Source organism: Candidatus Bealeia paramacronuclearis (genome assembly GCF_035607555.1).
GTDB lineage: Bacteria > Pseudomonadota > Alphaproteobacteria > UBA9655 > UBA9655 > Bealeia > Bealeia paramacronuclearis.
Map to the genome: position 1 here is coordinate 453,568 of NZ_JAVHWZ010000001.1, position 26,249 is coordinate 479,816.

General features: G+C 42.2%; 15 protein-coding genes and 3 pseudogenes. 7 read left to right on the forward strand and 11 right to left on the reverse strand.

The annotated features are described in order from the left end of the window. Positions 1-126: 126 nt before the first annotated feature. Positions 127-1,392: an ISNCY family transposase gene (locus Bealeia2_RS02335; RefSeq protein WP_331255482.1), complete on the reverse strand. Its 1,266-nt coding sequence runs from the start codon at positions 1,390-1,392 to the stop codon at positions 127-129. A gap of 222 nt (positions 1,393-1,614) precedes the next feature. On the opposite strand from Bealeia2_RS02335, the gene Bealeia2_RS02340 reads away from it, so the two are divergent. After that, entirely contained in the window at positions 1,615-4,098 is a 2,484-nt protein-coding gene (locus Bealeia2_RS02340) for a polysaccharide pyruvyl transferase family protein (protein ID WP_331255538.1), read from the forward strand. A 257-nt stretch (positions 4,099-4,355) separates the two neighbouring features. After that, positions 4,356-5,252, forward strand: a pseudogene (locus tag Bealeia2_RS02345) (IS481 family transposase). On the opposite strand, the gene Bealeia2_RS10495 reads toward Bealeia2_RS02345, so the two are convergent. Then, the gene (locus Bealeia2_RS10495) at positions 5,241-5,417 is read right to left on the reverse strand and encodes a transposase (protein WP_414437825.1); all 177 of its coding nucleotides are present in this window, start codon (positions 5,415-5,417) and stop codon (positions 5,241-5,243) included. The pseudogene Bealeia2_RS02345 and the gene Bealeia2_RS10495 overlap by 12 nt on opposite strands. Before the next feature lie 131 nt (positions 5,418-5,548). Here Bealeia2_RS10495 and Bealeia2_RS02350 point away from each other — a divergent pair, with 131 nt between their 5' ends. Together Bealeia2_RS02350 and Bealeia2_RS02355 are read left to right on the forward strand one after the other, a co-directional pair. Next, a complete protein-coding gene (locus tag Bealeia2_RS02350) occupies positions 5,549-6,682 on the forward strand; it encodes an ISAs1 family transposase (RefSeq protein ID WP_331255183.1) in 1,134 nt (377 codons plus the stop codon). 206 nt (positions 6,683-6,888) lie between these two features. After that, a complete protein-coding gene (locus Bealeia2_RS02355) occupies positions 6,889-10,662 on the forward strand; it encodes a hypothetical protein (RefSeq protein WP_331255539.1) in 3,774 nt (1,257 codons plus the stop codon). A 60-nt stretch (positions 10,663-10,722) separates the two neighbouring features. On the opposite strand, the gene truA is transcribed toward Bealeia2_RS02355, so the two are convergent. The 4 genes from truA to Bealeia2_RS02375 all read right to left on the reverse strand — a co-directional run bounded on the left by truA (position 10,723) and on the right by Bealeia2_RS02375 (position 13,270). Next, positions 10,723-11,460, reverse strand: a complete 738-nt coding sequence (gene truA / locus Bealeia2_RS02360; RefSeq protein ID WP_331255540.1) for a tRNA pseudouridine(38-40) synthase TruA — start codon at positions 11,458-11,460, stop codon at positions 10,723-10,725. A 4-nt stretch (positions 11,461-11,464) separates the two neighbouring features. Continuing rightward, a complete protein-coding gene (gene fmt / locus Bealeia2_RS02365) occupies positions 11,465-12,400 on the reverse strand; it encodes a methionyl-tRNA formyltransferase (protein WP_331255541.1) in 936 nt (311 codons plus the stop codon). 82 nt (positions 12,401-12,482) lie between these two features. After that, positions 12,483-12,995, reverse strand: coding sequence for a peptide deformylase (gene def, locus Bealeia2_RS02370; RefSeq protein WP_331255542.1), 513 nt, complete (start codon positions 12,993-12,995; stop codon positions 12,483-12,485). A gap of 104 nt (positions 12,996-13,099) precedes the next feature. Next, positions 13,100-13,270, reverse strand: coding sequence for a YebC/PmpR family DNA-binding transcriptional regulator (locus Bealeia2_RS02375; RefSeq protein ID WP_331255543.1), 171 nt, complete (start codon positions 13,268-13,270; stop codon positions 13,100-13,102). A gap of 90 nt (positions 13,271-13,360) precedes the next feature. On the opposite strand from Bealeia2_RS02375, the gene Bealeia2_RS02380 reads away from it, so the two are divergent. Next, complete coding sequence (locus Bealeia2_RS02380; RefSeq protein ID WP_422388042.1) at positions 13,361-14,599, forward strand: ISNCY family transposase; 1,239 nt, start codon at positions 13,361-13,363, stop codon at positions 14,597-14,599. On the opposite strand, the gene Bealeia2_RS02385 is transcribed toward Bealeia2_RS02380, so the two are convergent. Beyond that, a complete protein-coding gene (locus Bealeia2_RS02385) occupies positions 14,509-15,288 on the reverse strand; it encodes a YebC/PmpR family DNA-binding transcriptional regulator (protein ID WP_331255544.1) in 780 nt (259 codons plus the stop codon). The two genes, Bealeia2_RS02380 and Bealeia2_RS02385, sit on opposite strands and share 91 nt — an antisense overlap. Positions 15,289-15,365: 77 nt before the next feature. Here Bealeia2_RS02385 and Bealeia2_RS02390 point away from each other — a divergent pair, with 77 nt between their 5' ends. After that, the gene (locus tag Bealeia2_RS02390; RefSeq protein ID WP_331255545.1) at positions 15,366-16,784 is read left to right on the forward strand and encodes a cryptochrome/photolyase family protein; all 1,419 of its coding nucleotides are present in this window, start codon (positions 15,366-15,368) and stop codon (positions 16,782-16,784) included. A gap of 580 nt (positions 16,785-17,364) precedes the next feature. Here Bealeia2_RS02390 and Bealeia2_RS02395 read toward each other — a convergent pair. The 3 genes and pseudogenes from Bealeia2_RS02395 to Bealeia2_RS02405 all read right to left on the reverse strand — a co-directional run bounded on the left by Bealeia2_RS02395 (position 17,365) and on the right by Bealeia2_RS02405 (position 19,572). Continuing rightward, positions 17,365-17,841, reverse strand: coding sequence for a hypothetical protein (locus Bealeia2_RS02395; protein WP_331255546.1), 477 nt, complete (start codon positions 17,839-17,841; stop codon positions 17,365-17,367). After that, a pseudogene (locus tag Bealeia2_RS02400) lies at positions 17,825-18,448 on the reverse strand (IS30 family transposase); the annotation flags it as partial. The gene Bealeia2_RS02395 and the pseudogene Bealeia2_RS02400, both read right to left, overlap by 17 nt. A 140-nt stretch (positions 18,449-18,588) precedes the next feature. Continuing rightward, positions 18,589-19,572, reverse strand: a complete 984-nt coding sequence (locus Bealeia2_RS02405) for an IS5 family transposase (RefSeq protein ID WP_331255236.1) — start codon at positions 19,570-19,572, stop codon at positions 18,589-18,591. Between the two features lie 73 nt (positions 19,573-19,645). Here Bealeia2_RS02405 and Bealeia2_RS02410 point away from each other — a divergent pair. Further along, positions 19,646-19,954, forward strand: a pseudogene (locus Bealeia2_RS02410) (integrase core domain-containing protein); the annotation flags it as partial. Positions 19,955-20,032: 78 nt separating this feature from the next. Here Bealeia2_RS02410 and Bealeia2_RS02415 read toward each other — a convergent pair. Beyond that, complete coding sequence (locus Bealeia2_RS02415; protein WP_331255547.1) at positions 20,033-26,083, reverse strand: Ig-like domain-containing protein; 6,051 nt, start codon at positions 26,081-26,083, stop codon at positions 20,033-20,035. Positions 26,084-26,249 lie beyond the last annotated feature (166 nt).

Below are 26,249 nucleotides of genomic sequence, written 5' to 3' on the forward strand. Positions count from 1 at the left end.
CCTTCCCAAAAATATTTTTAAAGATATAAGACAAAGATAATTTTAATAAACTATGTCAAGGCAATTTAGAAATGTCCGCTTTGAGTTGAATTATTATCCACAAGTCCATAGCCCTCTCTCGCGCTCTCAAGCGCAAGAGAGACTTGGGGCTGTGGACCCTGTGGGTAATAAGAAGTCTGGGTTTATTTTGGGGAAGATTTCCTGGTCAAAAACATGATCTAAGTCCTTACGATCAGCTAGAATGGGCCCCCTTGTCACCCTATCCAGCGCCATCACGCTTAAGACTTCTTCTCCAAGCATCACCTCTATTGCCCCCGTATAATGTTGATAAATTGTGACTTTTTTATTCTGGTAGCGATAGCCTTTTCCAGGCACTTGAACTTGATAGGCCTGCCCTTCCAAAGAGAATTCAAGGTTTTTTGAAAGCTTGCGCGTGACGTGATGAGATAAAATTCGTCGCAACCTTTGCGCGTCGATAGGTACGTCACGGTGCAGATCTTTCGGGTTTGCCGCATCAACGGCGAACTTTTGGTTATACTTCTCGATAAACGCCGGCAAATAGGCATTGGCAGTCGCAATATCGCAGATACCTCTCAAACGCATCTCTTTGATTAAGCGATCTTGCAGCGTTTGATTCGCCCGCTCGACACGGCCCTTGGCTTGGGGTGAGTAAGCGCAAATCAACTCAATTCCTAAATCTTTCATGGCGCGATGCAGCTCAGTAGCTTGGTAATATCCGTCAGTTGTGCGCGTTGTTTTAAAAATGCTGTGCCGGTCACTATAATAGGCCAGAGGCAGACCATGCTGCTCGAGGTGTGATTCCATGGCTCGGAAATAGCCGGCAGTGGTCTCCGATTCTTCAAATCGCATAGATACGATGCGGCTGGTGGCATCGTCTACAAAGACGAGCAAACAACACTTTGCACGCCGTCCCTCAAACCAATCATGGTGCGACCCATCAATCTGTACAAGCTCACCAAAGCACGAGCGGCGCTGACGGGATTGATGCAGAGGCGAGCTTTTCCGAATTTTCCCGCTCCATAATGCATCGGCTATCATCCATTGTCGCAGAGTTTCTTTGTTGATCTTAAGCCCCTCATTCTCCAACAGTTTCTCGCTGGCTAGCGTCGGACCAAAATCCGCATAACGATTCCGAACTGCCTCAAGAACTCTGGCTTTGAAGCCCTCTGAATGCGCACGATTACTGCCCGATATAGCACGCCGTTTAATCCCGGAAGGTCCCTCAACAGAAATTCTCGCCTGCAAACGCCTCACTTGCCGAGCACTCAAACCTAACTCTGCCGCACCTTCACCTTGGCGCAGCAGACCTCGTTTTATGTCATCCAATATCTTTAGTTTTTCCATCTCGGCCTCGCTATACAATGTCTCCATTCATCCTCCTGCTTGCTGACTGCATCAGCATAAAACTTAAGGACAAATCCGGACATTTCTAAATTGCTTAACCGGACATTTTCAAATTGCTCCTACATAATTTTAATAAACTATTGACAAAAAGCCAAGACAAACTATATGAAAATGAGGTACTAAAAAGTACAGTATATAAAAATTTATTATTTATTAGTTCATATTATTGATTTGAGGTTATTTTAAAAAATGAAAAAAGTATTTTTAATGGCGAGTCTTCTTGCCTTCTCGTGCTCAACAAATTCACTCTTGCTCGGGGTCATAGACAAAAAAATGGAAACGAACAATACCACCACACAAACTGTAAATTATAAATTTGAAGAGTGGTTTGATGGAAATCTGTTTACGAAATGCTATCCAGAAATAGGACATGATCCTTTAAATGATCCTTTAATCTACCTTAAAACACTGCCTAAAGGAACGGCCGAGCCAAATGGTGATGACGTTGTTGTCAGCATGACATCGCACCCTCCCAGAATCAAAACGACATGGCTTTCACTACTTTCCGTCCTCACACAAAACAAAAAAGCCAATAAAGTTATTCTTTATCTTGCAAAGGAAGATTTTCCTGATGAGAAGATTCCAATGAGCTTGGAGTTTCTCAAGACAAAGGGACTCGAAGTTCGTTTTTCTGAGGTGAATTATAAAGTTGCCACAAAAATACTCCCCGCTATTAAAGATTTTCACAAAACCTCAGTTATTGTAACGGGAGATGATGATCGAATTTACGAAAAGCACTGGCTGGGATCCCTTCTCGGAGAACATACAAAACACCCCAAAGATATTATTTCTCCTGCTGCACGCCACATTCTTTGGAATAAAGGAAATACGAACGGACTTGAGTCTCAGAACGGCTCCTACGTTTATCCATACCCCTATCCTTATCCGTACTCATACTTACCTTCAACGGACCAAAACTCAGAAGTTGTACAAAATTCCCTCAAACAAGATAAGGGAATGGAGATCCCAACTCAGCAAGAGGTGACAAAGAAATTCCCACACATTGATTACCTCAAATCCTTATTTCTGTATGAAGACCCAACGCTGGGCGCTATTTTCGAAGGTTTTGCAGGTGTTCTTTATCCACCAAACTCGCTGCATAAAAACGTTCTTGATTATGATACGTTTAAGCTTCTAACGCCGGTAGCTGATGACGTTTGGCTACAAACGATGGCGTTCTTGCAAGAAACTCCTGTCCGAGGCCTTCCTAAACCCCTCAACGACGCTCTCCTTTCCCCAAAAGAAATTGAGGATACTCAAGATTCCGGATTGTTTCATCAACATTTACTCGCCAATGATTGGATGCTCTATCGTGCCTTGTACTACTACGGTCTCCTGGACAAGTTGGGATTCCCCTCTCGTACGGATTTGCAATGTCAAGATTGCCGTCGAGACATCTGGCTGCCCAACCCTAACAATCCTACACCAAAATACACAGGCTCATCCAAGCACAAGTGCAAAACCTGCTTGAATACGGACAAACGAAAAGTTCTTTCTATCGGCGCTTATCCTTACGGCAATATCGGGGACAGGCTCTACAAGGAAGTTCTCGGAAATGAGCTGGGTGAAGACTTCGAGATGCACTTTGTTGGTGATAACTACCGCATCAACGAACAAGATAAAGCTGTGGGTCGCCTTTCAAAAGACAAGGATTTGCCCTTTGATGCCCTCATCGTAGGTGGTGGTGGAATCCTCCATAACTTCCCTAAAACCGACTTTGTCCACTACTACATGACGCAAGCTGTAGAGAAAGGAAAACCTTTCTTCGTCGTCTCAACGGGCCTTCAAACAAAGATCAAAGAACCCAATGAAGACAATGCAAGAACGATTCTTGGGGACTCCACTGAGCTTCTTAAAAAGGCTTCTCTCATCTTCTTGAGAAGTGCGCGCGATGGGCAACTCGTCAAGTCTGTTTTGGGACGTGATGTTGATCACAAGCTTTTCGTGGCGCCTGACTTGGGGTATCTGTACCCCCAAATTATGCAAGTTCCGTCCAACCTTTCCAAAAAATACGTTACCGTGATTCAAACCGGGTTCTGTTCGGTGGAGAAGGAATATACCCGAAACCTCATCAATAAGGCATTCAAAGAACATTCCGATGCTGAGCTTGTTGTGATGAACTGGGGTGGCCCTGAAGATCCCCTGAAAGAAAAGGATTTCGGGGAATATGACCTCTTTGCGAAAAAAACAAAGGAATATTATCCCAATGCCAAAGTCTTTATGGGAGATTCGATTGCTCCTGAACTCAAGGAACTGAGATACAAGAACGAAAAAACACGTTCTTCTGACTTGACTCCTGAGCAAGCTGTTGGGATCGTTGCTCAATCCCACATTGTCTTCACGGGCCGTTACCATGGCTACATCATTTCCAAAGCCTTGGGAATCCCTTGCGAGGCATTGGACTCCACACATAAACTCACTGCTGAACAGGAAACGCCTCTGGATATCACAAAAACGAACGTGCAACTGAAGAAAATCAGAGAATTCGTCTTGAGAAATAGCGTCTCGCTTCCAGATCCATCCACATGGAGTGAGGATGCGCGAAACACCTCCATTATCAAGCTTGCTCAATTCTCAGGCTTTCCGGTGCAGACCATCGTCTCCTTCATCCAGACCAAAGGGAATAAGCAGCTTTGGAGGGAAATGGCCTACGGAGGAAATTTGGATAAATAATTGGGTTCGCCCTATTTGAAATAAAAAGAGGCCCGCGAAAGTGGGCCTCTTTTTTTACCCCAACATATAGCACGAGCAAGATAAATTTGATATGATGTGATATGAGATGACATACAGCATAGATTTTCGACGTAAGGCATTAGATGTTTAGTCCCATGGTGTGATGGTGTATTATTTCAAAAAATACCATCTAAGGAGGCCCTATGGGACAAATATTACACGGGAGCGCCCGCACGACTGAGGCAGTGCGTTGAACAATACAAAATAGTAAAGAGAGCATAGCACGACTTGCTAAACGTTATGACTTAAACCCTAAAACCATTGCTAAGTGGAAGAAGCGAGATTATGTAGAGGATTCTCGTATGGGGCCGAAACGGCCTCATTCCACCTCTTTAAGTCAAGAAGAGGAAGCCATCATCGTAGCTTTTCGCAAACATACCCTTCTTCCTTTGGACGATTCCCTGTAGGCTTTGCAAAGCAGTATTCCTCATTTAACTCGTTCTTCCTTACATCGTTGCTTGCAGCGCCATGACATTAGCCGTTTGCCCGAGGTAGATAAGGATAAACCTAAGAAAAAGAAGTTCAAAAAATACCCCATTGGTTACTTCCACATTGATATTGCGGAGGTTTCCACAGAAGAAGGGAAACTCCAATTGTTTGTGGCCATTGATCGTACATGTAAATTTGCTTATCTAGAGCTTCATGCCAAAAAAACAAAGATGATTGCTGCTGAATTCTTGAAAAATGTGATTCAGTCAGTCCCTTACAAAATACATACGATTCTGACTGATAATGGCATTCAATTTACGAATAGGAGTAAAGATAGGAATGCCTTTGCGCATATATTTGATCGTGTCTGCTATGAGCATGGAATAGAACATCGTCTCACTAAAGTGAACCATCCATGGACAAATGGCCAGGTTGAACGAATGAATAGGACTCTAAAAGATGCTACAGTTAAACGCTATCACTATGAATCTCACGATCAATTGAAAGAGCATTTATACAACTTCATCAATGCTTATAACTTTGCAAAAAGACTCAAAACTATCAAAGGGTTAACCCCTTACGAAACGATTATTCAATCTTGGACAAAAGATCCTGAAAAGTTTACCATTAATCTAAACCATCACACCATGGGACTAAACATCTAGGCTCCCACTCACTATATCTACGTAATTTGCTGCAAATATCTCACGAATCAGCTCTCTCGTCCGTGTCGCCACGGGTCCTGTCAGTATCCTGAAGCGGTATTTTGTGCAAAACACAACATGGTATTTTAAGTCGTATAGACTATGTGAGCCTCTTCGATATTCCATTCTCTTATTATACTAAAGTCTTCGCCTAAAGGCGAGGGTGTTAACCCTATCCCACAGGGCCACCTCATGAAAAAAAAATAGCTAAGAGATAGAAAAAATGAGAGCCTACCTCAAAAAAACAGGAGGTAGAAATGGGAATAGAAGTTGAAATTAGTTTTTTAGATCATTTTAAAGATATAGAAGATCCAAGGTCTGAGCGTAATCGAGACTACACAATGTCAGAAATACGCCTTGTCACTCTGTGCGCTGTAATATCTGGAGCAGAAGGATGGCAGGATGTTGAAGACTTTGGAAAGGCAAAGATTGACTACCTTCGTCAATTCTTACCTTACAAGAACGGAATTCCCAGCGATGATACCTATCGTCGATTTTTTAGAGCAATAGATCCCAAGGAATTTCAAGAGCTGTTTCGAAGTTGGGTCGAAAGTCTTAAATCTCAAATGCAAAAGAAAGTTATTGCTATCGATGGAAAATCATCACGGCATAGCTTTGATGAGGGAACTGATATGTTACATATGGTTAGCGCTTATGCGTCAGAAGCCAGATTGGTGTTAGCGCAGGAAAAAGTCTCAGAAAAAAGCAATGAAATCACAGCGATTCCTAAGCTTTTGGAATGGTTAGACCTGAGAGGAACAACAGTCACCATTGATGCAATGGGATGTCAATATGACATTGCCGATCAAATCATTCAGAAAGAGGGAAACTATATTTTTTCTTTAAAAGGAAATCAGGGAACTCTTTGCGAAGATGTAACAACCTGCTTGAGTGATAGCGAATTGAAAACAATTAACAATATCAGCTCTTTTAAGGATTACGATAAAGGTCATGGCCGCCTTGAGACAAGGCAATGTTGGGTCACACATGATGTGGCCTGGCTGCGAGAGCGGCATCCTCATTGGAGCTCAATTCATAGTATCATTCGTATTGATTCTAAACGAGAAACCAAAGATAAAACCACTTACGAAACACGATATTATATCTCTTCTCTCCAAGAAACTCCTCAGAAGGTCCTGGGGGCTATTCGAAGTCATTGGGAGATAGAAAATAATCTTCATTGGGTTTTAGACATGTCTTTTGGAGAAGATCAATCTCGCATCAGGAAAGAAAACGCCCCTCAAGTTATGGCTATTATTCGACATATGGCTTTAAATCTTTTACAGCTTACCAAAGATAAAATGAAGCGTCAGTCTATTAAAAGGCTTAGAAAAATGGCCGGTTGGGACGACAACATTCTTTCCAATATCCTCACTCAAAAATTTTCATGAGGTCGCCCTGTCAAAAAACTTGACTTTCTTTGGGTCGATGATTATCTAGAGTATGGAAAAAATTGTTTCTTGTAAATTTTTGACATTCATTTTTTTTTAAAGTATACTGTATATAGTATAAGGGTAATGTATTTTTACTGGTCATATGTTAAATATCCTGGTGGTCAGGTAATTATTAAGGCCGGTGTTGTTAAGGAGTAAGTGTTATGGCGTCAGCTGGTTTGTTAGAAACATTAAGTGCTGCATTTTTGAGTTTGCTTGGTGGTGACACCGTTCAAGACAATATGGAAAAAGCTGCAAGTGATAACACGACGGTCATTACTGACTTGGGATTAGTTGGTGGAGGTGACACATATTCGGCTTCCTCTCCAAGTTTGGTCGCAGGTAAAAATAAAAAAGCCACTCGAAATCTTTTAAATTCAACGTCTCAACATGCCGATCTTGATTCAAAGGTTTCAGAAAATACTAAGCAAGTGCTTTCTGCAAAGGGTATGGAACGTCCAACCGTTAGGGGCGGTAATAGTGCTGAAAACGATCAAACTCAAGATAATCGTGAGCACAAATTTTCAACACAATTTCAGGATTCCAACGCGCGTTCGATTGTAAACCTCGAGAACTCTTCAAACACAAATGTTCAATCGTTAGCTTCTGCAAATTCAATAAATGAAATGTCTAGTGGCATCTCTTTTTCCCGTCCTTATTCCCCCGATATCAATCCTGTTATCACAGGGGCATCTACCGATACGGAATATATGAAATGGATGACTGATACGCTCACCCAAGCTATCAAAAACTATCACGAAGATAAAAATTCAAAAACTACAAAAGACACTGATATCAAAAGCCCTTCACACTCTGAAGAACAATCAAACGTAAACAAGTCATCGTCTATTCAAAATCTTTTGGAGACATCTGAAGGACAAGAGCCTCTTGGAGACATCCCACCGCCACCTTCTTCTTTTGATGAAGCGTCATCTGATGGCTTCCCACCTCCTCCCCCTCCAGAATTCAATATTACTAAGCTTAACACTTCAAAGTCAGAGATTTCTGATAGTGAAACCCCGAGAGAGAGAGCGGTTACACAATATGAGAATACTGCGGCTGGAAAACTCAGTGAGCATGGCGTTTCTATTTCCTCCACAGGTGTCGTAGGAAAGCTCCTTGAGACGACTTTTAAAACTTTGAAAGTAAGAGATCGCACAAAATTTCTCTCCAATCTTGCAAAACAAACCGATAAAGGTATTGAAAAAATATTTGGAAGTCTTGAGTCTTTGCAAAATCAAATCATCAAGAAGGCATTTCCCATTTATTCAAAAACCTATGAAGATTTGAATGCAGGTGAAAAATTATTTGTTGATGATGTTGTAAACGCTGTCAAAGGGTTATTCCTTTCGAGCTTTGTCCAAGGTAGTAAAATCAATCTTGAAAACATGATCGCTTCGGCAAAAGATAAAGCCATTGATCAAGGCCTTTCCCGAATTGTAAAAGTATCAAATTTTTCAGAAGCGGCCATGGGAGATATAAAATCTCTTTTAGGTCAGGTGATCAAAGAAACTTCTTATTTTATAGAGCATTCTGATAATTTGCGAAACAAAGTATTGGCCGAAATGAAAACTGCATTTATCGTTTATTTTGATAACCATGCAGATTTTAAAATACCTAGCTATATTGATGGCAAAGGCGACACAAGATTAGATCGTGAAGCCGCTATTATAAATGTTTTGCCAAAAATATTTAAACTTGCACAAGAAATGACTCTCCTTCCTCAAGACCATATTATACCAAAAGCCGCAGTCGCAAAGCAGGAAGAGCTTGATGACTCTCGCGTTGCAAATCTTCTTGCAGGTAAGCTTGGAAAATCTAAGACACCACCAACGCAAGACGATTTGAAATTATTGGAAGAAATTAAAAGTGCTTTTTATGAAAAATTTGAAAGGACGCTGCTGGAAATTCCACAAGATCAATCAGTCGAAGATTTCCTTGCAGATAAAAATCCTTTAAATATTAAGCTTCAAGAATTTATTGATTTGTCTCCGGAAAACTTTAAACAGAAATTAGAGACTTCTATCAAATCTGCCTCCTCGGGCCTTAAAGTCAGGGGAATTGAGGTAACTGCTAATAAATTTCTTCAAGATATGTTCAAAGCTGAAATTTCTTCTGAGACAGGTTTTTCAAGATCTGGCAAGCTCAATCGTGACGCACTCAGACAAACTGTTTTAACCCCTGTGGAGTATTTTGAAAAAATTGCAACAACGAGTTCAGATGATGTGCAATATGTAGATCCTAATAATAATAAAAATAAGGTCATTGGAACAGCTGCTCTTTCCTTAGCCCACCATATTGTTGCAACGCACAATGCTATGAAAGTTCATCGCCCCAAACTTCAACCTAAAACAACAATCACTGCTCCAGTTCACGTGAACGCCGTCTCAACAAGCCTTCAAGGCCTCGTAGCCTTGTTCAATCCCTTACTTAATATTAATGACGTCTCGGCGAAAGTTGTTGATCCAAACGCGACAACAGGTTTGAAGACTTTGCTGGAGAGAGATGGGATAACAGGGGTATCTGACTCTGTTGCAGAAGAGCTTTTGAAACTCAAAGGAACAACAGTAAATTCAGTCTTTGTAAGAAACTTTATTAAAAAAATTGATGGAAAACTTTTTGGAACGGAAAATCCAGAAAACCTCGTCAAACAAATCTTTCAAAATATTGGAATCAATAATCCAAATTCGTCAATTCTAAGAGCTCTTACAAAGGCCATTTCTGAATCTCTGAGAAAAGACGCTTTTGCAAAAGTGCTCACCAATAAAATGCCAAATACCTTTGACTCTTCAAAGCTCGAGTCCTTTGAAGATGCTCTTTTCTCTCAAATAGACAGTGGAATAAAAGTAGCCTCCCAAATTGGAGTTAAGATACAGGACTTAAAAATTGCTTTTCGTACCATTATTAGGAATATCGGAAACTCAATTACAAAAGATCAAAAGCAAAAATTACTCACCAACGTATTGTATAAAATTTTATTGAAGCACGAAACCAACCCTGAAAATTATAAACTTCCTAAAACCGAATCGGGTGCTTTGGATAGTACTGAATTTTTTAATATGCTTGTTCCAGAAGTCAACAAAGCCTTTGTTCAGCTAGGAATGGGAGCTCAAGGCCCCCTTAAACTCATTGAAAAAGAGGTTGAGGAAAATCTGGATTTTTCACCAACACTCCCTACATTAGAACGGTCCGTATATGATATACTTATGGACTCCGAAACAGGTACAGATGATGACAGGAGAAGAAAACTTGCTATAGTAAAATCTGAAGACCTTCTCAGAAGAGTCGCATCAAGGATCTCAGGGACTACAATAGAAAACGTTACCTTGACGCCTAAAATTATGGAACAGGTGAAGATTTACCTTAAGGATCGTATGAAATTTTTAACAGATGAATTTTCTCGCAAACTGGTTGCAAAAAGGGTGTTAGAGTTGGATGAGACTCCCACTGCTATTGTTACTGAATTAAAGTCTGGAGGGTTTAGATATAAAGTTTTCGGGAAGTCTTTCGATGCTTCTCTTCTTGATACTACAGGAAAAGGAACTAAGGAAAATCAAGTTGTAACAGTCACTGAAGGGGACATTCTTTTGGCATTGCCAGACTTGTGGAAACGCGCTCAAATACTTCGTGCAAAAGACCTGGCGGATAAAGCGGCTGCGGAAAAATTAAAGTTGAATAATGAAGCTATGAAGCCTCGCCTTGAAGATTTGTTGGTGGGTAAATTAGACGCGTTAGAAGAGCTTCTTAAAGAGGAAATTCAACAGGCTGACTCTAATAATACACAACCCAGCACTGCAAAACTAAAGGCAAAATACACATTGTCAGACCTTGAAAAACGACAAAAAGATGCAAAGACAAAGGGTGATGAAAACATGAAAGAACACAACTGGAAAATGAAGTTACAGCCAGTAAGCAAAGACCCTAACCAGATAATCTAATAAAAATCAAAAATATTCACCCCCCTGAGATTTACTCTCAGGGGGTTTTTCATGAAATTTTCAATACTCAATCTTCGTCAGATAAAGTCCTGAGGGAGGGGCTGTGGGGCCTGCAGCTCTGCGGTCCTTAGCCTCAAGGATGTCTTTAATTTTTGAAATCTCCCAGCTTCCATCCCCCACACGTTTCAAAGTTCCCGCCATATTTCGGACCTGATGATGAAGGAATGAACGGGATTGAGTTGTGAGGAGAATATGATCTCCTTGCCGCTCAATATTTAAAAAATCGACCGTTTTCAGTGGTGAGGCCGATTGACATCGCGTGTCTCGAAAGGATGTAAAATCATGATATCCCACTAGATATTGTGCAGCCTCATGCATGCGTTCATGATCCAAAGGCATGGGTACCCACCAAACACGATTCAATTCAATGGCGGGTTTGGCGCGTCGATTTAAAATCACAAACGTGTAGGATCTTTTTGTGGCTGAAAATCGTGCGTGAAAATCCTCGCTCACTTTTTCCACATGGGTAATTGAAATCGGATGAGGACCCACCCGGCGATTAATAGCGCCTTGAATAGCGATGGGGCTGTAATCTTTTTCTGAATCCACATGGGCCACTTGTCCTGTGGCATGAACCCCAGTGTCCGTGCGACCTGCTCCATAAATCATTGTTGGAATTTTAAAAAGAGACTCAAATGCGCCTTCGAGAAGCCCTTGCACGGTGGGGCGCCCCGGTTGTCTTTGCCAACCTAAAAAGGGGGTTCCGTCATATTCAATGGTCAGTTTATAGCGTGGCATGGATTTAAAGTTTCGTCCCTTTGGGAATAGGATGCCCCCTTAAAAAATCCTCTGTCAAAAGGGGGCTACCACCTTCCACTTGAAGACGGGTAGGTCTGAAAATTCCCTCACGGGTCTGAATTCCCAAATGGGAGTCCACAATGGTGCCAGGAACCTGGGAAAAGGAAGCTCCCTCATTCTGTGCTTCAAAGACTTTAATACGTTTACCCTGATACGTAAACCATACCCCCGGCCAAGGGTTGAGTGCACGCACTTTGCGGGTGAGCACTTCGGCAGAATCTTCCCATGTTAAAAGCCCTTCTTCTTTTTCAATTTTTGCGGCATATGTGATCCCTTCCTCGGGCTGAGGTATGGGTTTGAAGACTCCTTCCAAATAAAGAGGGAGGGTTTCGATTAAGGCTTCTGCGCCCACTTTGGCCATTTCATCATGAAGCCCGGACGTCGTTGTTATGGGAAGAATGGGAATCTCACGCTTTAAAATCATAGCACCTGTATCCAGTCCCTCGTTCATTTCCATAATGGTCACACCGGTGACAGAGTCTCCCGCAAGAATCGCCCGATGAATGGGAGCCGCCCCACGCCACCGCGGCAAAAGTGAACCATGAATATTCAAACATCCGTATTTAGGAGATTCTAAAATTGTTTTGGGGAGGATCAAACCATAAGCCGCCACGACCGCAATATCCAAATTGAGACTTTGAAACTCCGTTTGAGCATCTTTTGTTTTGAGTGATGTAGGGGTCAGCACAGGAATTCCCAAAGACTCAGCCAACGTGTGCACGGGACTTTCTTGAAGTTTGTAGCCACGTCCTTTGGGGCGGGGAGGTTGAGAATAAACGGTCATCACCTGATATCCGGCATCCACAAGGGCTTTGAGGGCCGGGACCGCAAACTCAGGAGTTCCCATAAAAGCCACACGGAGGGATGCAGGATGAATCACAGAGGTTTTCCTTAAAGGTCAATTCTTCATATGAGTTAGATAAATTATTTGGTCTTTCGTCAAGAGATTCTCAAAGAAAAGACTATTTCCCACGTCCGCGTAATTTGATCGCGCGTTGCACAAGAATTTGACGTTTAAGAGGGGAGAGGTGGTCTACAAAAAGAACTCCATTTAAATGGTCGATTTCATGGTGAATACAGGCGGCCAAAAGCCCCTCTGCTTCAATCTTTTGAAGGACATCGTTTTCATCGCGGAATTGGGCTTTAAGGGCGCGCGGACGCAAAGTTTCAGCATATTGTTCAGGTACAGAGAGGCATCCATCTGGAGTGATTTGTTTTTCATCACTCGTCCAAATAATCTCAGGATTAATCATTTTAAAGGGTTTGTCTTGAAATCGCTTTTCCCCGATATCAATCACAGCAATGCGTTTGGGGACACCAATTTGAATTGCGGCCAAACCAATACCGTCAGTGGCATACATGGTTTCGAGCATGTCTGACAAAAGCGTGCGTGTAGACTCATCTATACCCTCAACATCATGAGCGCGTTGACGGAGACGTTTGTCAGGTAATGTTAAAACTTCTAAAAGGGCCATATTTTTAAATATAATATTCGAATCATAATAATAGACATTACCATATCAATAAAATAAATCAAGTTATTTGGGGTGTGAATTGCCCAAACATTTATAGGAATTATTCACCCCAACCATTTTTCAGGGATATCATAGTTTCCAGAAACGGTTTGAACGTCATCATTATCTTCAAGGGCATCAATGAGCTTGAGCAAAGATTTGGCCTTGTCTTCCTCTGTGATGTCAATGAGATTTTGAGGTTTGTAGGAGCAATTTGAAAATGTCCGGTTAAGCAATTTAGAAATGTCCGGATTTGTCCTTAAGTTTTATGCTGATGCAGTCAGCAAGCAGGAGGATGAATGGAGACATTGTATAGCGAGGCCGAGATGGAAAAACTAAAGATATTGGATGACATAAAACGAGGTCTGCTGCGCCAAGGTGAAGGTGCGGCAGAGTTAGGTTTGAGTGCTCGGCAAGTGAGGCGTTTGCAGGCGAGAATTTCTGTTGAGGGACCTTCCGGGATTAAACGGCGTGCTATATCGGGCAGTAATCGTGCGCATTCAGAGGGCTTCAAAGCCAGAGTTCTTGAGGCAGTTCGGAATCGTTATGCGGATTTTGGTCCGACGCTAGCCAGCGAGAAACTGTTGGAGAATGAGGGGCTTAAGATCAACAAAGAAACTCTGCGACAATGGATGATAGCCGATGCATTATGGAGCGGGAAAATTCGGAAAAGCTCGCCTCTGCATCAATCCCGTCAGCGCCGCTCGTGCTTTGGTGAGCTTGTACAGATTGATGGGTCGCACCATGATTGGTTTGAGGGACGGCGTGCAAAGTGTTGTTTGCTCGTCTTTGTAGACGATGCCACCAGCCGCATCGTATCTATGCGATTTGAAGAATCGGAGACCACTGCCGGCTATTTCCGAGCCATGGAATCACACCTCGAGCAGCATGGTCTGCCTCTGGCCTATTATAGTGACCGGCACAGCATTTTTAAAACAACGCGCACAACTGACGGATATTACCAAGCTACTGAGCTGCATCGCGCCATGAAAGATTTAGGAATTGAGTTGATTTGCGCTTACTCACCCCAAGCCAAGGGCCGTGTCGAGCGGGCGAATCAAACGCTGCAAGATCGCTTAATCAAAGAGATGCGTTTGAGAGGTATCTGCGATATTGCGACTGCCAATGCCTATTTGCCGGCGTTTATCGAGAAGTATAACCAAAAGTTCGCCGTTGATGCGGCAAACCCGAAAGATCTGCACCGTGACGTACCTATCGACGCGCAAAGGTTGCGACGAATTTTATCTCATCACGTCACGCGCAAGCTTTCAAAAAACCTTGAATTCTCTTTGGAAGGGCAGGCCTATCAAGTTCAAGTGCCTGGAAAAGGCTATCGCTACCAGAATAAAAAAGTCACAATTTATCAACATTATACGGGGGCAATAGAGGTGATGCTTGGAGAAGAAGTCTTAAGCGTGATGGCGCTGGATAGGGTGACAAGGGGGCCCATTCTAGCTGATCGTAAGGACTTAGATCATGTTTTTGACCAGGAAATCTTCCCCAAAATAAACCCAGACTTCTTATTACCCACAGGGTCCACAGCCCCAAGTCTCTCTTGCGCTTGAGAGCGCGAGAGAGGGCTATGGACTTGTGGATAATAATTCAACTCAAAGCGGACATTTCTAAATTGCCTTGACATGAGATTTTGAGGTTTCCAAACGAGGGATGCAGATTCGGGATCCCCAAATTTTGAGATTAAATGATCACGCACGGTTGCAAATTCTTCCATAGAGGATTCAATTTCATGAAATCCGTCTTCGGATTCAACATTGAGAGCGCCGGCCTCAAGGGCCGCCTCAAAAATAGCGTCATGATCGGCTGTGGAGTCGGGATAACGCATAAGGCCCACGCGATCGAACATAAAGCTTACGCTATTGGTTTCCCCTAAATTCCCTCCGAATTTTGTAAACGTAGAGCGAACATCCGCAGCGGTCCGATTGCGATTATCCGTTAAAGCTTCAACAATAATGGCAACCCCACTGGGACCATAACCTTCATAGCGCATCTCCACGTAATCCGAGTTATCTTCTCCACCAGCCCCACGTTTAATAGCGCGCTCCATGGTGTCTTTGGGCATGTTTTCCGTGCGCGCTGCCACAATCGCTTGGCGTAATCTGGGATTAGATTCAGGATCAGCGCCGGCTTTGGCGGAGACGGTCAATTCGCGGATGATCTTTGTAAAAACCTTCGCCCGTTTGGCGTCTTGAGCACCTTTACGATACATAATATTTTTAAACTGGGAATGGCCAGCCATGGAATCCTCAATTGCTTGCGAAAAAGATGAATTACTATATGTTGAGAAATCCGGAAAATTTCAAGGATAAAGTTGAAATGACATCACCCCTCATTCTTTGGTTTCGTCAAGATTTAAGGCTTTTGGACAATCCAGCCTTAGTAGCCGCAGAGCAGGAAGTACGGCCCATCATCCCTCTTTATATTTTTGATAATGAGGATCCTTGGAAACCGGGAGGTGCCTCTTCTTGGTGGCTTCATCGAAGTTTGGAAGCCTTTGAAGGGCAACTTGAAGCATTTGGATTAAAGCTCATTTTAAGATCAGGATCTCCGGAAACAATTCTTGAAGAGCTCTCCCGAAGTACGGGGGCGAGACTTGTCTATTGGAATCGTCTTTATGAACCTTATGCGCGTGCGCGTGATGAGAAAATAAAAACACATCTCAAATCTCAAGGTTTTGAGGTGAAAAGTTTCAACAGCGCTCTTTTGATTGAGCCCTGGCATCATTTGAAATCCAATGGAACGCCTTATCAAATTTTCACACCTTTTTGGAAAGCTCTCCTTTCCAAAGGCCCTCCCGCAAAGCCTTTGGCTCAGCCTGAAACTCTAAAATCTTATGCCAAACATCTTCCCTCTGAAAGTCTTCCCCCAATACCTCATTGGTCAGGAAAACTTAATGAATTTTGGAGTCCGGGGGAAGAGTATGCTTTGACGCGCCTTTCGGAATTTTTGGAAAAGGATTTGTCATCTTATTCTGAGGACCGTAATCGCCCAGATAAAGATAGTACTTCCCGTTTATCCGCACATCTCCATTGGGGAGAGATCAGTCCGCGCACCATTTGGTATCAAACACTCTCACAAATGCTGGGATGCGAGGCGGAAGGATTTGCGTTTTTAAGAGAGCTAGCCTGGCGAGAATTTTCCTATCATTTATTGTATTTTCATCCAAAACTCTCTGAAGAGCCTTTAAAAAAGATGTTTGAAAACTTCCCTTGGGTGAATAACCCCTCAGCACTTGAGGCCTGGCAAAAAGGAATAACAGGATATCCTTTTGTCGATGCAGGCTTGCGCGAGCTTTGGCATACGGGAGGAATGCACAATCGTGTGCGTATGGTGGTGGCGTCTTTTCTCATCAAAGATTTACTAATTCATTGGAGAGATGGAGAGCGCTGGTTTTGGGACACCTTGGTAGATGCGGATCTTGCAAATAATGCGGCCAGTTGGCAGTGGGTCGCAGGATCTGGCGCCGATGCCTCACCTTACTTTCGTGTTTTTAATCCTGCCCTTCAAGGGGAGAAATTTGATCCAGAAGGAACTTATGTAAAACGTTGGGTCCCAGAACTTCAAAACCTTACCCCCACATGGATTCACAAGCCCTTTGCGGCCCCGTCCTCTGTTCTTTCTCAAGCCGGTATTATTTTGGGAAAAAACTATCCCTATCCTTTGGTAGACCACAACAAAGCTCGGGAGAGGGCGCTTGCTGCTTATAAGGTGATTTCAAAAGCGACTTCATCTTAAGGCGTTGTTTTTGGAAAAAATCATGATACACTCGGGGCCCAAAAGAATAAAAATCGGAGGTTTTAAGAATCATGCGTTTTCCTTTGTCCATTTCAGTATTGATCTTTTCGTTTTTAATGATGAATGAACCGGCTGCAGCGGGTGGTTCTTTTAAATTGATGGTAAGCGTCATACCTATTCAACAAACTCCTACACACTTTTGCAACACCATTTTCATACCCTCCCGAACAAAGCCGCTTCCGGTTGTCCTTGTAAACAACTTATCTTATCACAAAATCTATCTTTAGTTAAGTGTCTCAGTTGATGTCGACTTATACGCTATATACCGTATCTATATAATATATCCTCTAAATTATGAATTGATTCCCAGCTTTCATCCCTAATAAGGTGTTTTTTATTAAAAATATACTGCAGCATGCAATCATTAATAAATTTGCTATAGTGTATTTCATCACTATAATTATCAAGATTGGATATTATATCTTCTTGATCCTGAAAATCAAATATTAAAACATTTTCTAATCCTAAAAGCATTTTAATGATGCTCTTTTTTTCCTAAGTTTTTCAAAAAAAATACCGTTCAATTCATCAATTTTATAGTGAAGAGCTGAGACAGGTGGAAAAAAATTAAGAACTTTATATTTTTATGGCTTTTTATTAAATGAAGTATATTATTTTCAATAAAATTTAATTGTTCTTGAGACGCATCGAATTCGCACTCTAAGCTAGAAATCTGGCTAGCTTTATTTTTAGAGTTTAATTTTGCTTCTTCAATACGCTGTTTCGAGTGTTTTAAGACGATGCTTTTTCCCAAAGGTAGAGAAAAGCCTCTTTCAATGGTATTTTTATTAGGACAATTTGTTAAGGTGTCAAAGTTAATTAAAATATCTATTGATTTTTTGAAAATATCAATATTAAAGAAATAGGGAGCTTTGTCAAAAATGGTTTCAGTATATAGATAGTAAGGAAATGGTCCATAACCCTCACCTTCTCTAACTTGCTTTCCTGGAGTATCTAAGTTAATCTCCCAAATTGTGGATTCAAGGATGAGGTGCAATGCCCTTATTGAATAAGAAGACAATAGCGCGATTCAGGTGGCTTGCCAATGACTCAAGTGGAGATTTTCCATTCAACACCTTCCTTGGCATGAGGTTATGTCCCAGCACAATTTGCTCCAGTTCCTCCTCAGGCATATTCAACAGATCGGTTTTGCGTGGGAGATCACGCCTAAATCTTCCATTCATATTTTCAATGCCTCCTTTCTGCCACGAAGAATAGACATCGCAAAAGTAGGTTGGAACTCCAAGCTGCTGTGTGATTTCCTTGTGTTTCGCAAATTCCATCCCATTGTCAAAAGTGACGGATTTTAAAAGGTTGTCAGGAAGACTTTTAAAGAAGCACAAGAGAGCAGCTATTGTCTCAGAGGCTGTTTTGCTTGCGAGCTTAATCGCAACAGTATAGCGTGTCACTCGTTCATGAACCACCAGCATGTGCTGTGAGTTTCCTCGAAAAGACATCAGGTCCGCTTCCCAGTGACCCACTTCTTTTCGAGCCTCCACGACCTCAGGCCTGTCATGAATAGAGGTGCGATCAGGTATACGCCCTCTATGGACTCTTTTCCGTCGCCCTCTACGCGCATGGCAGCAAGGAAGAAACTTATAAAGAAAGGCCATTGCATAATTAATAAAAATTCCAACTGAGGTCCTGAAAAGCTAATTTTTGAGTTTTTTAAATTGAGGGGGATGATATTTTTCTTCGTCTCTTTGTTCTTTTTTTGCTCAAATACTCACTTAACTCGCCTGATTTATCCATAAGCAACCTTATTTGTGGCCTTTAAGAGGTTAAAGGCTATGGCTTTTAGGGCCATTTGTCCTTGAACTTTGGGTGTTGTAAAATAGGATGCTCTCGTGAATTTGAATTTTCGTTTTAAGGTTCCAAATCCTTGTTCCACCCTATATCGAATCTTCGAAATCATCCGGTTAAATACTTTTTGCCAATGGGTTAAGGGCTTATTTCTTTTCGCTTTCTCCATCAACCCGTTCTTAATCCCCTTAGACCTCAGCAAGTCTTTGTTTCCTTGGGAAGCATACCCTTTGTCTCCATAAAGCCTCTTATCTCGACGCTTCTTCACAACCTCTTCCAACTCTCTCACTTCAGAGACATGCGCAGGCGTCACGTGAACCTGATCAATATATCCGTCCTCCTGGTCAATGACCATAAAGCCTTTGTACCCAAAATAGCTCCGTTTCCCCTTCTTAAGCCATGTGGCATCTGGATCTTTGGAAAGGGTTACCTGCTCTTCAACAGCATATTCCTTGTCTTCTTCACGATCAACAGCCATCCCCTCCATTTCTTTCCGAGGACGTGCCGCTGATTCGATAAGCGTCGCATCTATAATCGCTCCTTGGGATTCTTTCACTTTTAATCCCTTTTGTTCTAGTTGATAATTGATCATTGCAAGGAGGTATTCCCAAAGGTTTTGACTGATCAACAAGTTGCGAAATCGACAGAGCGTCGTATGATCAGGCACCTTTTCCAACCCCGTGATGACCATAAAGTCCAACCGAACCCTCAAGGCTTCTTCCAACCCCTCATCGCTTAAGCTATGCCAAGCCTGCAAAATCAACGCCTTCAGTAAATTGACTGGTACGTACCCATTGGGGCCATAGCCAGATCTTCCTAGTTTCCCCATATTTTGCTTTACACTCTCCCAGTCGATAAGGCTAAAAGCTTGGATAAGTTGACTGTTCTTTAAACGCTCTCTGGCTTCACGATTTAAAAAGGACATTTTCGATCACTCCTGCTTTTCGGACTTTCCTCAGTATATCCTTTCTCTCCTCATCCCTCAATTATGCAATGGTCTTTCCATTCAAGTTGATGGAGGATCTGAATTTATGGCGGAATTTGAGGAAGCCTGTGAAGAACTTGGAATTTCGCTGATTGTTCTGTCCCCCAAAAAGCCCACTTACAACGGCGGCGTTGAGCGGGGAAATCGAATATTCCGGGAGGAATTTTACAACCAAAACAACCTCCTGGCTGATTCCATAGCTTCTATGCGCTTTGAGCTCTCTCAAGCTGTCTCAAAGTATAATTCTTATCGGCCTCATCGCGCCGCGAAAGGCCTCACTCCTATGCACTATATTCACTCTCATATTCTCGAGGCCTCTTGAGTCTCATTTGATATGAACTCCTACACACAAAAAAAACCGGGTCATGTCTTCTGGAGCTTTTGGGTGTGTAATGCCACACTAAACAATAGTTGTGTGGAGGCTTGAGTAATTTGCAAGAGCGGCTCCGGTGTAAGTTATAGCTATCAAATCGATGGTCCCGATGAGATGAGCCGGATCATGCGTTGTTGACGAAAACATTTCAATCTTGGCATTTCCTGAACCGTCGTTTACTACATCAGTGAGCGCTAAAAGATCATGGGTATCAATAACGCCATCAGGACCTGATGTCCCATCTGTGTGAACAACATCCATCACATGTTGAAACTGAAGCGTATAATTGACAGCATTGGGGCCGAAATCTTTGATGGTATCATTGGCAGGGCCTGAGCTATTGAGAGTGGAAAAATTATAAATAAAGGTATCCGACCCTCCGCCACCCGTGAGGGTATTTGTGCCAGGACCACCTTCCAGGATATTATTATTTCCATCCCCTGTGATTGTATCATTACCCAACCCACCAACAACATTTTGAATATTAGAAAGTTTATCTACGATTCCTGTGCCTGAAGCAGAGCCGGAAGTGCCCAACGTCACAGTCACATCTGAAATATCCCATTGATAACTGACGGTGTTCTGATGGCCAATTCCGCCGGTGATAGTATCTTTACCCGTTCCTGCAACGATATAATTATCACCCAAATGGCTTCCAGTGATTGTGTCATCGCCTCCCAAAGTAAAAATCAAATTATTTGTCTTTGAGTTTAAAAGATTAATACTATCAGCGTTCGACGTTCCTAAAACGACGTTGTAGGAGGTAAAGGTGTTCGCCCCATAAGCCATAACCTCAAAAGGTATTGTGGTAATTATACTTGGACTAATATTAGTATACATACCCTTTCCAAAAGTCATGCCCCCTTCAATCAGGGAGAATTGAAATGCAGCTCCAAATAGGAGATCATGCCCTAACGTGGTGAGGCTGGCATCTGGCATATTGATAATTTGCACGGGTGTTGTGAGGGCCTGAACTAGGGGCAAGGATGTTGTTGTATCTGAAAGAAATTTGTTGCTAGGGTCCGCCACATTATGATCAAAGAGATAATTAGAAGGAATTAATGCGTTAATCGTAAAGGTTTCGTTTGTTTGCTGGTTGGAATCACTGACATCCGTGGCTGTCAGCGTAACTGTATAGGCCCCGGAAGTTGTATAAGTATGCGACGCAGATGTGGTTGTTCCACTGGTAGCTTGAGAAATGTTGCCATCTCCCCAATTAATTGAATATTTCACGCCAGCAGGGTCTGTGAATGAAAAAATGCCTAATAAATTCAGTGTTTCAGTTTTTCCCACAATCACATTTTGATCCGGAGTTTGATGTGCAAGAAGTGGCGCTGGAAAACTGGGTGCTGTCACGGACAAAGTCTCTCCATTCGACGTTGCATAAAGCCCGGTCACCGTATCGTGGACTCTTAATGTATAAGTACCTGCATTAGCAGTGCTGACATTAGAGAATGTCAGAGATGAGCTTGTGAAACCCTGTATGATAGTTCCGTTTTGAGTCCACTGATAAATGAGAAGATCATTATTGGGGTCAGTGACAGTTGATGTCAAAGTCACAGAATCGCCTACAATTGCTGACTGAGAAGAAAGGAGGGTCACCGTGGGAGGAGTGAGTGTTAACGTCACAGAATCTATGACAGAAGCGCCATGGGAATCCGTAGCCATGATTTCGTAAGTATAGGCTCTTGTAAGTCCTACTGGAGGGAACGTGAGGGTTAATAAGGGTGATGTTTTTACGAAGATGCCAATGCCCAGGCCATTGCTTACCAATCTCACTGTGTAACTTAAAACATCACCTACATCTACATCTGAAAAAACATTTGCAAGATTTACGGTTATAGTGCAGTTTGGAGCCCCCGACTGATTAGGGATTGGATTCACAATTGTGGGAGCGTGATTATTATCAATGGTAATGAAGTTTGACGTTCTTGCTTGGAAAGGATTTGTAAACGTATAGTTGTAACTGGTAATTGAATTGCTCCCTCCTACAGGTCCTGTGTAAAGAACGCTTGATCCCAAATCGATGGTCCCGATAAGGGTGGTGTGGGCGATATCACTAAACATTTCAATTTTAGCACCTCCACTTCCATTATTTGCCACATCGGTGAGGCCTATAAGATCGAAGATGGTAATCATACCATCACCATTAGAATCCTTGAGATTCTGAAAATCAATCTGATCCAGAACATTACCCGCATTAAAATTGAGGATCTTGTCATGTCCAAGGCTTGAGGCTGAAAAATTATAAACAAAAGTGTCCTGAACTCCACTTTGACCCACAAGAAGATCATTTCCCGGCCCACTTGTAAGAACGGTATCGGTAGAGGTTGCTACAAAAACAACATTATTGCTAGTGCTTGCATTTGGACCCACAACATTAATCGTATCAGAAACTGCTGGTGATAAAACATTGTTCTCTTGAATTGCATAATTAAATGTCAATGTGATGGTCTTTCCAGAAATTAGTTGATTTGGATTAGGGTTGATGGGTGGAGATAAAAATTCAAAAGCATTGTTTTTAATGAGGTCTACTGTGCCATCACTCAATACAAATAGGTAAGCGTCTTGATTGTGAGTCGTGCCTGTTAATACAAACTCATTATCTAAGTTTCCTGTACCTTTAATATCATATCCTGCAAAGACGGTAATTCCAGGGGAGAGGAAAAGGTTTGCCGTCTTAAGTTCTGCGGTAATATCATTACTCGTCATTGCGGTGACACTGAAAGATCCAATCGTAGAGGTGTATTCAGAAGGTAGTGTGATGGTTGGCGTGCTTACACTCGCAATTGTTGCGCCTGAAGTTGTGGTGATTAGACTTCCGTCAGGATTTAAATCATTGAAAAATAAAGTGTTATTAAGTATCAAATCATTTGAACTAAAATTAATAGAACTATTAGTTGTAGAAAAATGATCAGGAACAGAGATTGGGGTAGATGCTGGATTTAAAGTTAATCGAAAACTTTCTGAGGCTGAATTTCCACTGGGATCAGAAGCTTTTAATGTGTATATGTTATTAGTCAAACTTGCAGAGACAGGATTAAGTGAAAATGTCGAGCCAGAAACGGAGACAGGAAGAAATGTTATTAATCTTCCTTGAATTGAAGCAGATAATGTATAGGTGAGGTCATTGTCGGAATCTGTAAAAAAATCTGCTGCATTGATGCTAAACGTATCGCCCACCGTTGCGGATTGAGTAGGAATAGGTATTCCAACAGGAACAGAATCATTAACAGTAATCGTGAAGGCTTCCGAAGCTTTAGCACCAGTTGCACCCTCAACTGCGTTTTGGGCTGTCACTGTTACGGAATAGGATCCGGTGACTTCATTGCCATTCAAGTCAGTAGGTGTCCCAGAAATTAGGCCTGTATTTGAATCAATACTGAGGCCATTGGGAAGCCCTGTTGCAGAATAGAGCAAACCATCATCTGTATCTGCTTGAGAGAAGGCACTGGCCACCGAAAATGGCGTTATGGAAGTCCCTTCTGTTGTGGATTGATTTGTTGTTTGCGAAGACACTGTGATGGAATCAATCACATCAACAACCGTAACCGTGAAAGGATTTGAGGTCGCTGTATGACCATCGCTTGTTGTGACTTTGATTTCAAAGTTTGTAACGCCGACTTGTTTGTCTTGAGGAATTCCTGAAAATACTCCCGTTGAGGTATTAAATGTGATTCCAGGAATAGGTTGCCAAGCTGTAAAATCGCTTGAGCCTCCACTTTGTTCCAAAAGTGCAAAACTCAAAGGATCATCTGGATCTCCATGGGTCACCACATTGGCTAAACTCAGATCTTGAGTTGTAAAAGCACTTCCTTCATTTACTGTGATATTCGCAACAGGAATCCCTGAAGACGTGATTGTATCACTGGACTGATCTGTAATTTGAAGTGTGATTTTTTGGACATTCGATACAGCATTTTGAGAATCCAATGCTGTCACATTCAGGATCAGCGTATGATTGGAAATGGAGGGGTCTTCATAATCAAGGCTCACTCCAGACTTTAATTTCAATTGGTCATTCACAATTTCAAAACGATTATCGATAACGCCAGAGGCATTTGTAATGACGTAATGATGTGTATCCCCTGGGTCTGGATCAGTGACTGTGAATTGGATGGGGTTGCTAGTGGAATCAGAAATAGGGGCGCCTATTGTGTCATCTAATTGAGCTGTCGTAAGATTGACAGAAAGAGTGGGTGCATCATTCACAGGGGTCACCGTAATATTCAAATTCCCACTTGCCGTCCCCCCATGTCCATCAGAAACTGAATAGGTAATTTGGGAGATCGGACCATTGTAATTGGGCGCTGGCGTGAGTGTATAAGATCCATCAGCATGAAGTATAAAATCACTTATATGAATACTCTGAAGAATTGCTACTGCGGCTCCTTGCGATAAGCCTATAATTGAAAAGAAATCCTTTAAAGTTTTTTCGACTGGTAACTCTATAGAAGGGGGAAAAATAGATTGCAGGTCTGCTATCTTAAACCCAGTAACACTGAGTGCGTCACCATCGATATCCGTATCGTTCATGAGAACATTTCCTGTAATGGCGGTGTCCTCAGCTCCTGATTGTGTATCATTCACAGCCACAGGTGCATCGTTAGTGCCATTAATAATAACCGTAACAGTTGCTGTTGATTGCAATCCCCCCGAATCTTGCATTGTGTACTGGAATGTATCCGTTGTTGTTTTCCCCACCCCCAGAGACTGAAATAAAGTTCCTGGATTATAAATAACATTACCTGCTGCATCGAGAGAAACATGGGCCCCTGCCGCAGAGTTTGTGATACTCACAATTTGGTTTGTATCTCCAACATCAGGGTCTGTATCATTGGCCAAAAGGCGTGAGGCCAAAATCGTAATAGCAGGACCATCTTCTTGGGCTTGAGGATCCCCATTTTGATTCAATATGTCATTCACGGCTGTGGGGGCCTCGTTCACATTTGTGATTCCAATAGTGAAGACTTTATCAAATCCTGCCGTCCCATCATTAACGTGAACTTTGATCGCATAGCTAGATTTAGCTTCGAAATTAGGGGAATCATTAATCTTGAGCTGATTTCCTACAATTGCAAAAGCTGCATCATCTCCATATCCTGAAACCAGAGAATAATTTGCCGTCTTGAAGGCTGGGTTTGTGTCAGGGTCTGTATCGCTCAAAGTCCCAATTACAGTGCCGGCAGGAACATTTTCAGCAACAACTGCATTGGAAAGCGTAATGTTGGTGGGAGCCTCGTTCACATCGGTGACGTTGATGGTAAATGTTTTTGTAAAACTCAGCGCCGAATTTGTCTGATCTTTGGCGATAATATTAAGCGCATACGAGGATTGTCCTTCAAAGTTTAGGTTTTGTCCTGCATTCAAATAAAGAGCGCCATTGGCAATATGAAATTTTCCAGCATCTGCGCCAGAAAGACTCAGATCATTATTCTTAAAGGCTAGATTTGTATCAGGATCTGTAATTACGATATCTCCAATTTTAAGGCCTGAACTGGGGACAAGGGTGTTTTCAGCAACAACTGCATTGGAAAGCGTAATGTTGGTGGGGGCATGATTCTGAGGGGCGGGAGCGGCATCCGTAAATTGAGTCGTAATTTGGTTGATATGCTTGGCTTCGATATTCAGGCCTAGAATATGATAGGGTCTGAAATCAAAGAGTGTGTTTTTATTTGACACTGCAAATGCTGCAAGGGCCCGCTGAAGGGTCACCGAGTCTTGTGCATGGGTGACAAGCAACTCTAAAGTATTAAAGCCGCCACCCCCATCATAATAACCATACCCCTGGCCTCCTCGATCATTGAGATTTTGAGTAAGGCTATGAATTATGGTATCGTTACCCAAACCGGCTAATATAATATCATTTCCGCCGCCACCATTGATTGTATTTGTGTCCCTGGCTACCGAAATATAATCGTTGCCCCCACCTCCAAAAATGGTGGCATTTCCAAGAGCTACGATGTAAGAGTTTCCAGGGCCACCATATATTGTGTCTCCCAGACCATAGGCAAAAATCACATCGCCTGCTGTATTGCCATGAATAACCTTGCCATTACCAGAAATACGCTTTGCCATTTCAGTCACCACACCTTAAATAAAAACAAAAATACCTAATTATCCCATTATATAGATTATATGTTAATTATTTATTAATATATATAAGGTGATTTTTATTGCGCCATTACCACGGTTGAGTATTTATGATCTTTTATCTGGTAGTAAAATTGGTCTAGGAATTGGT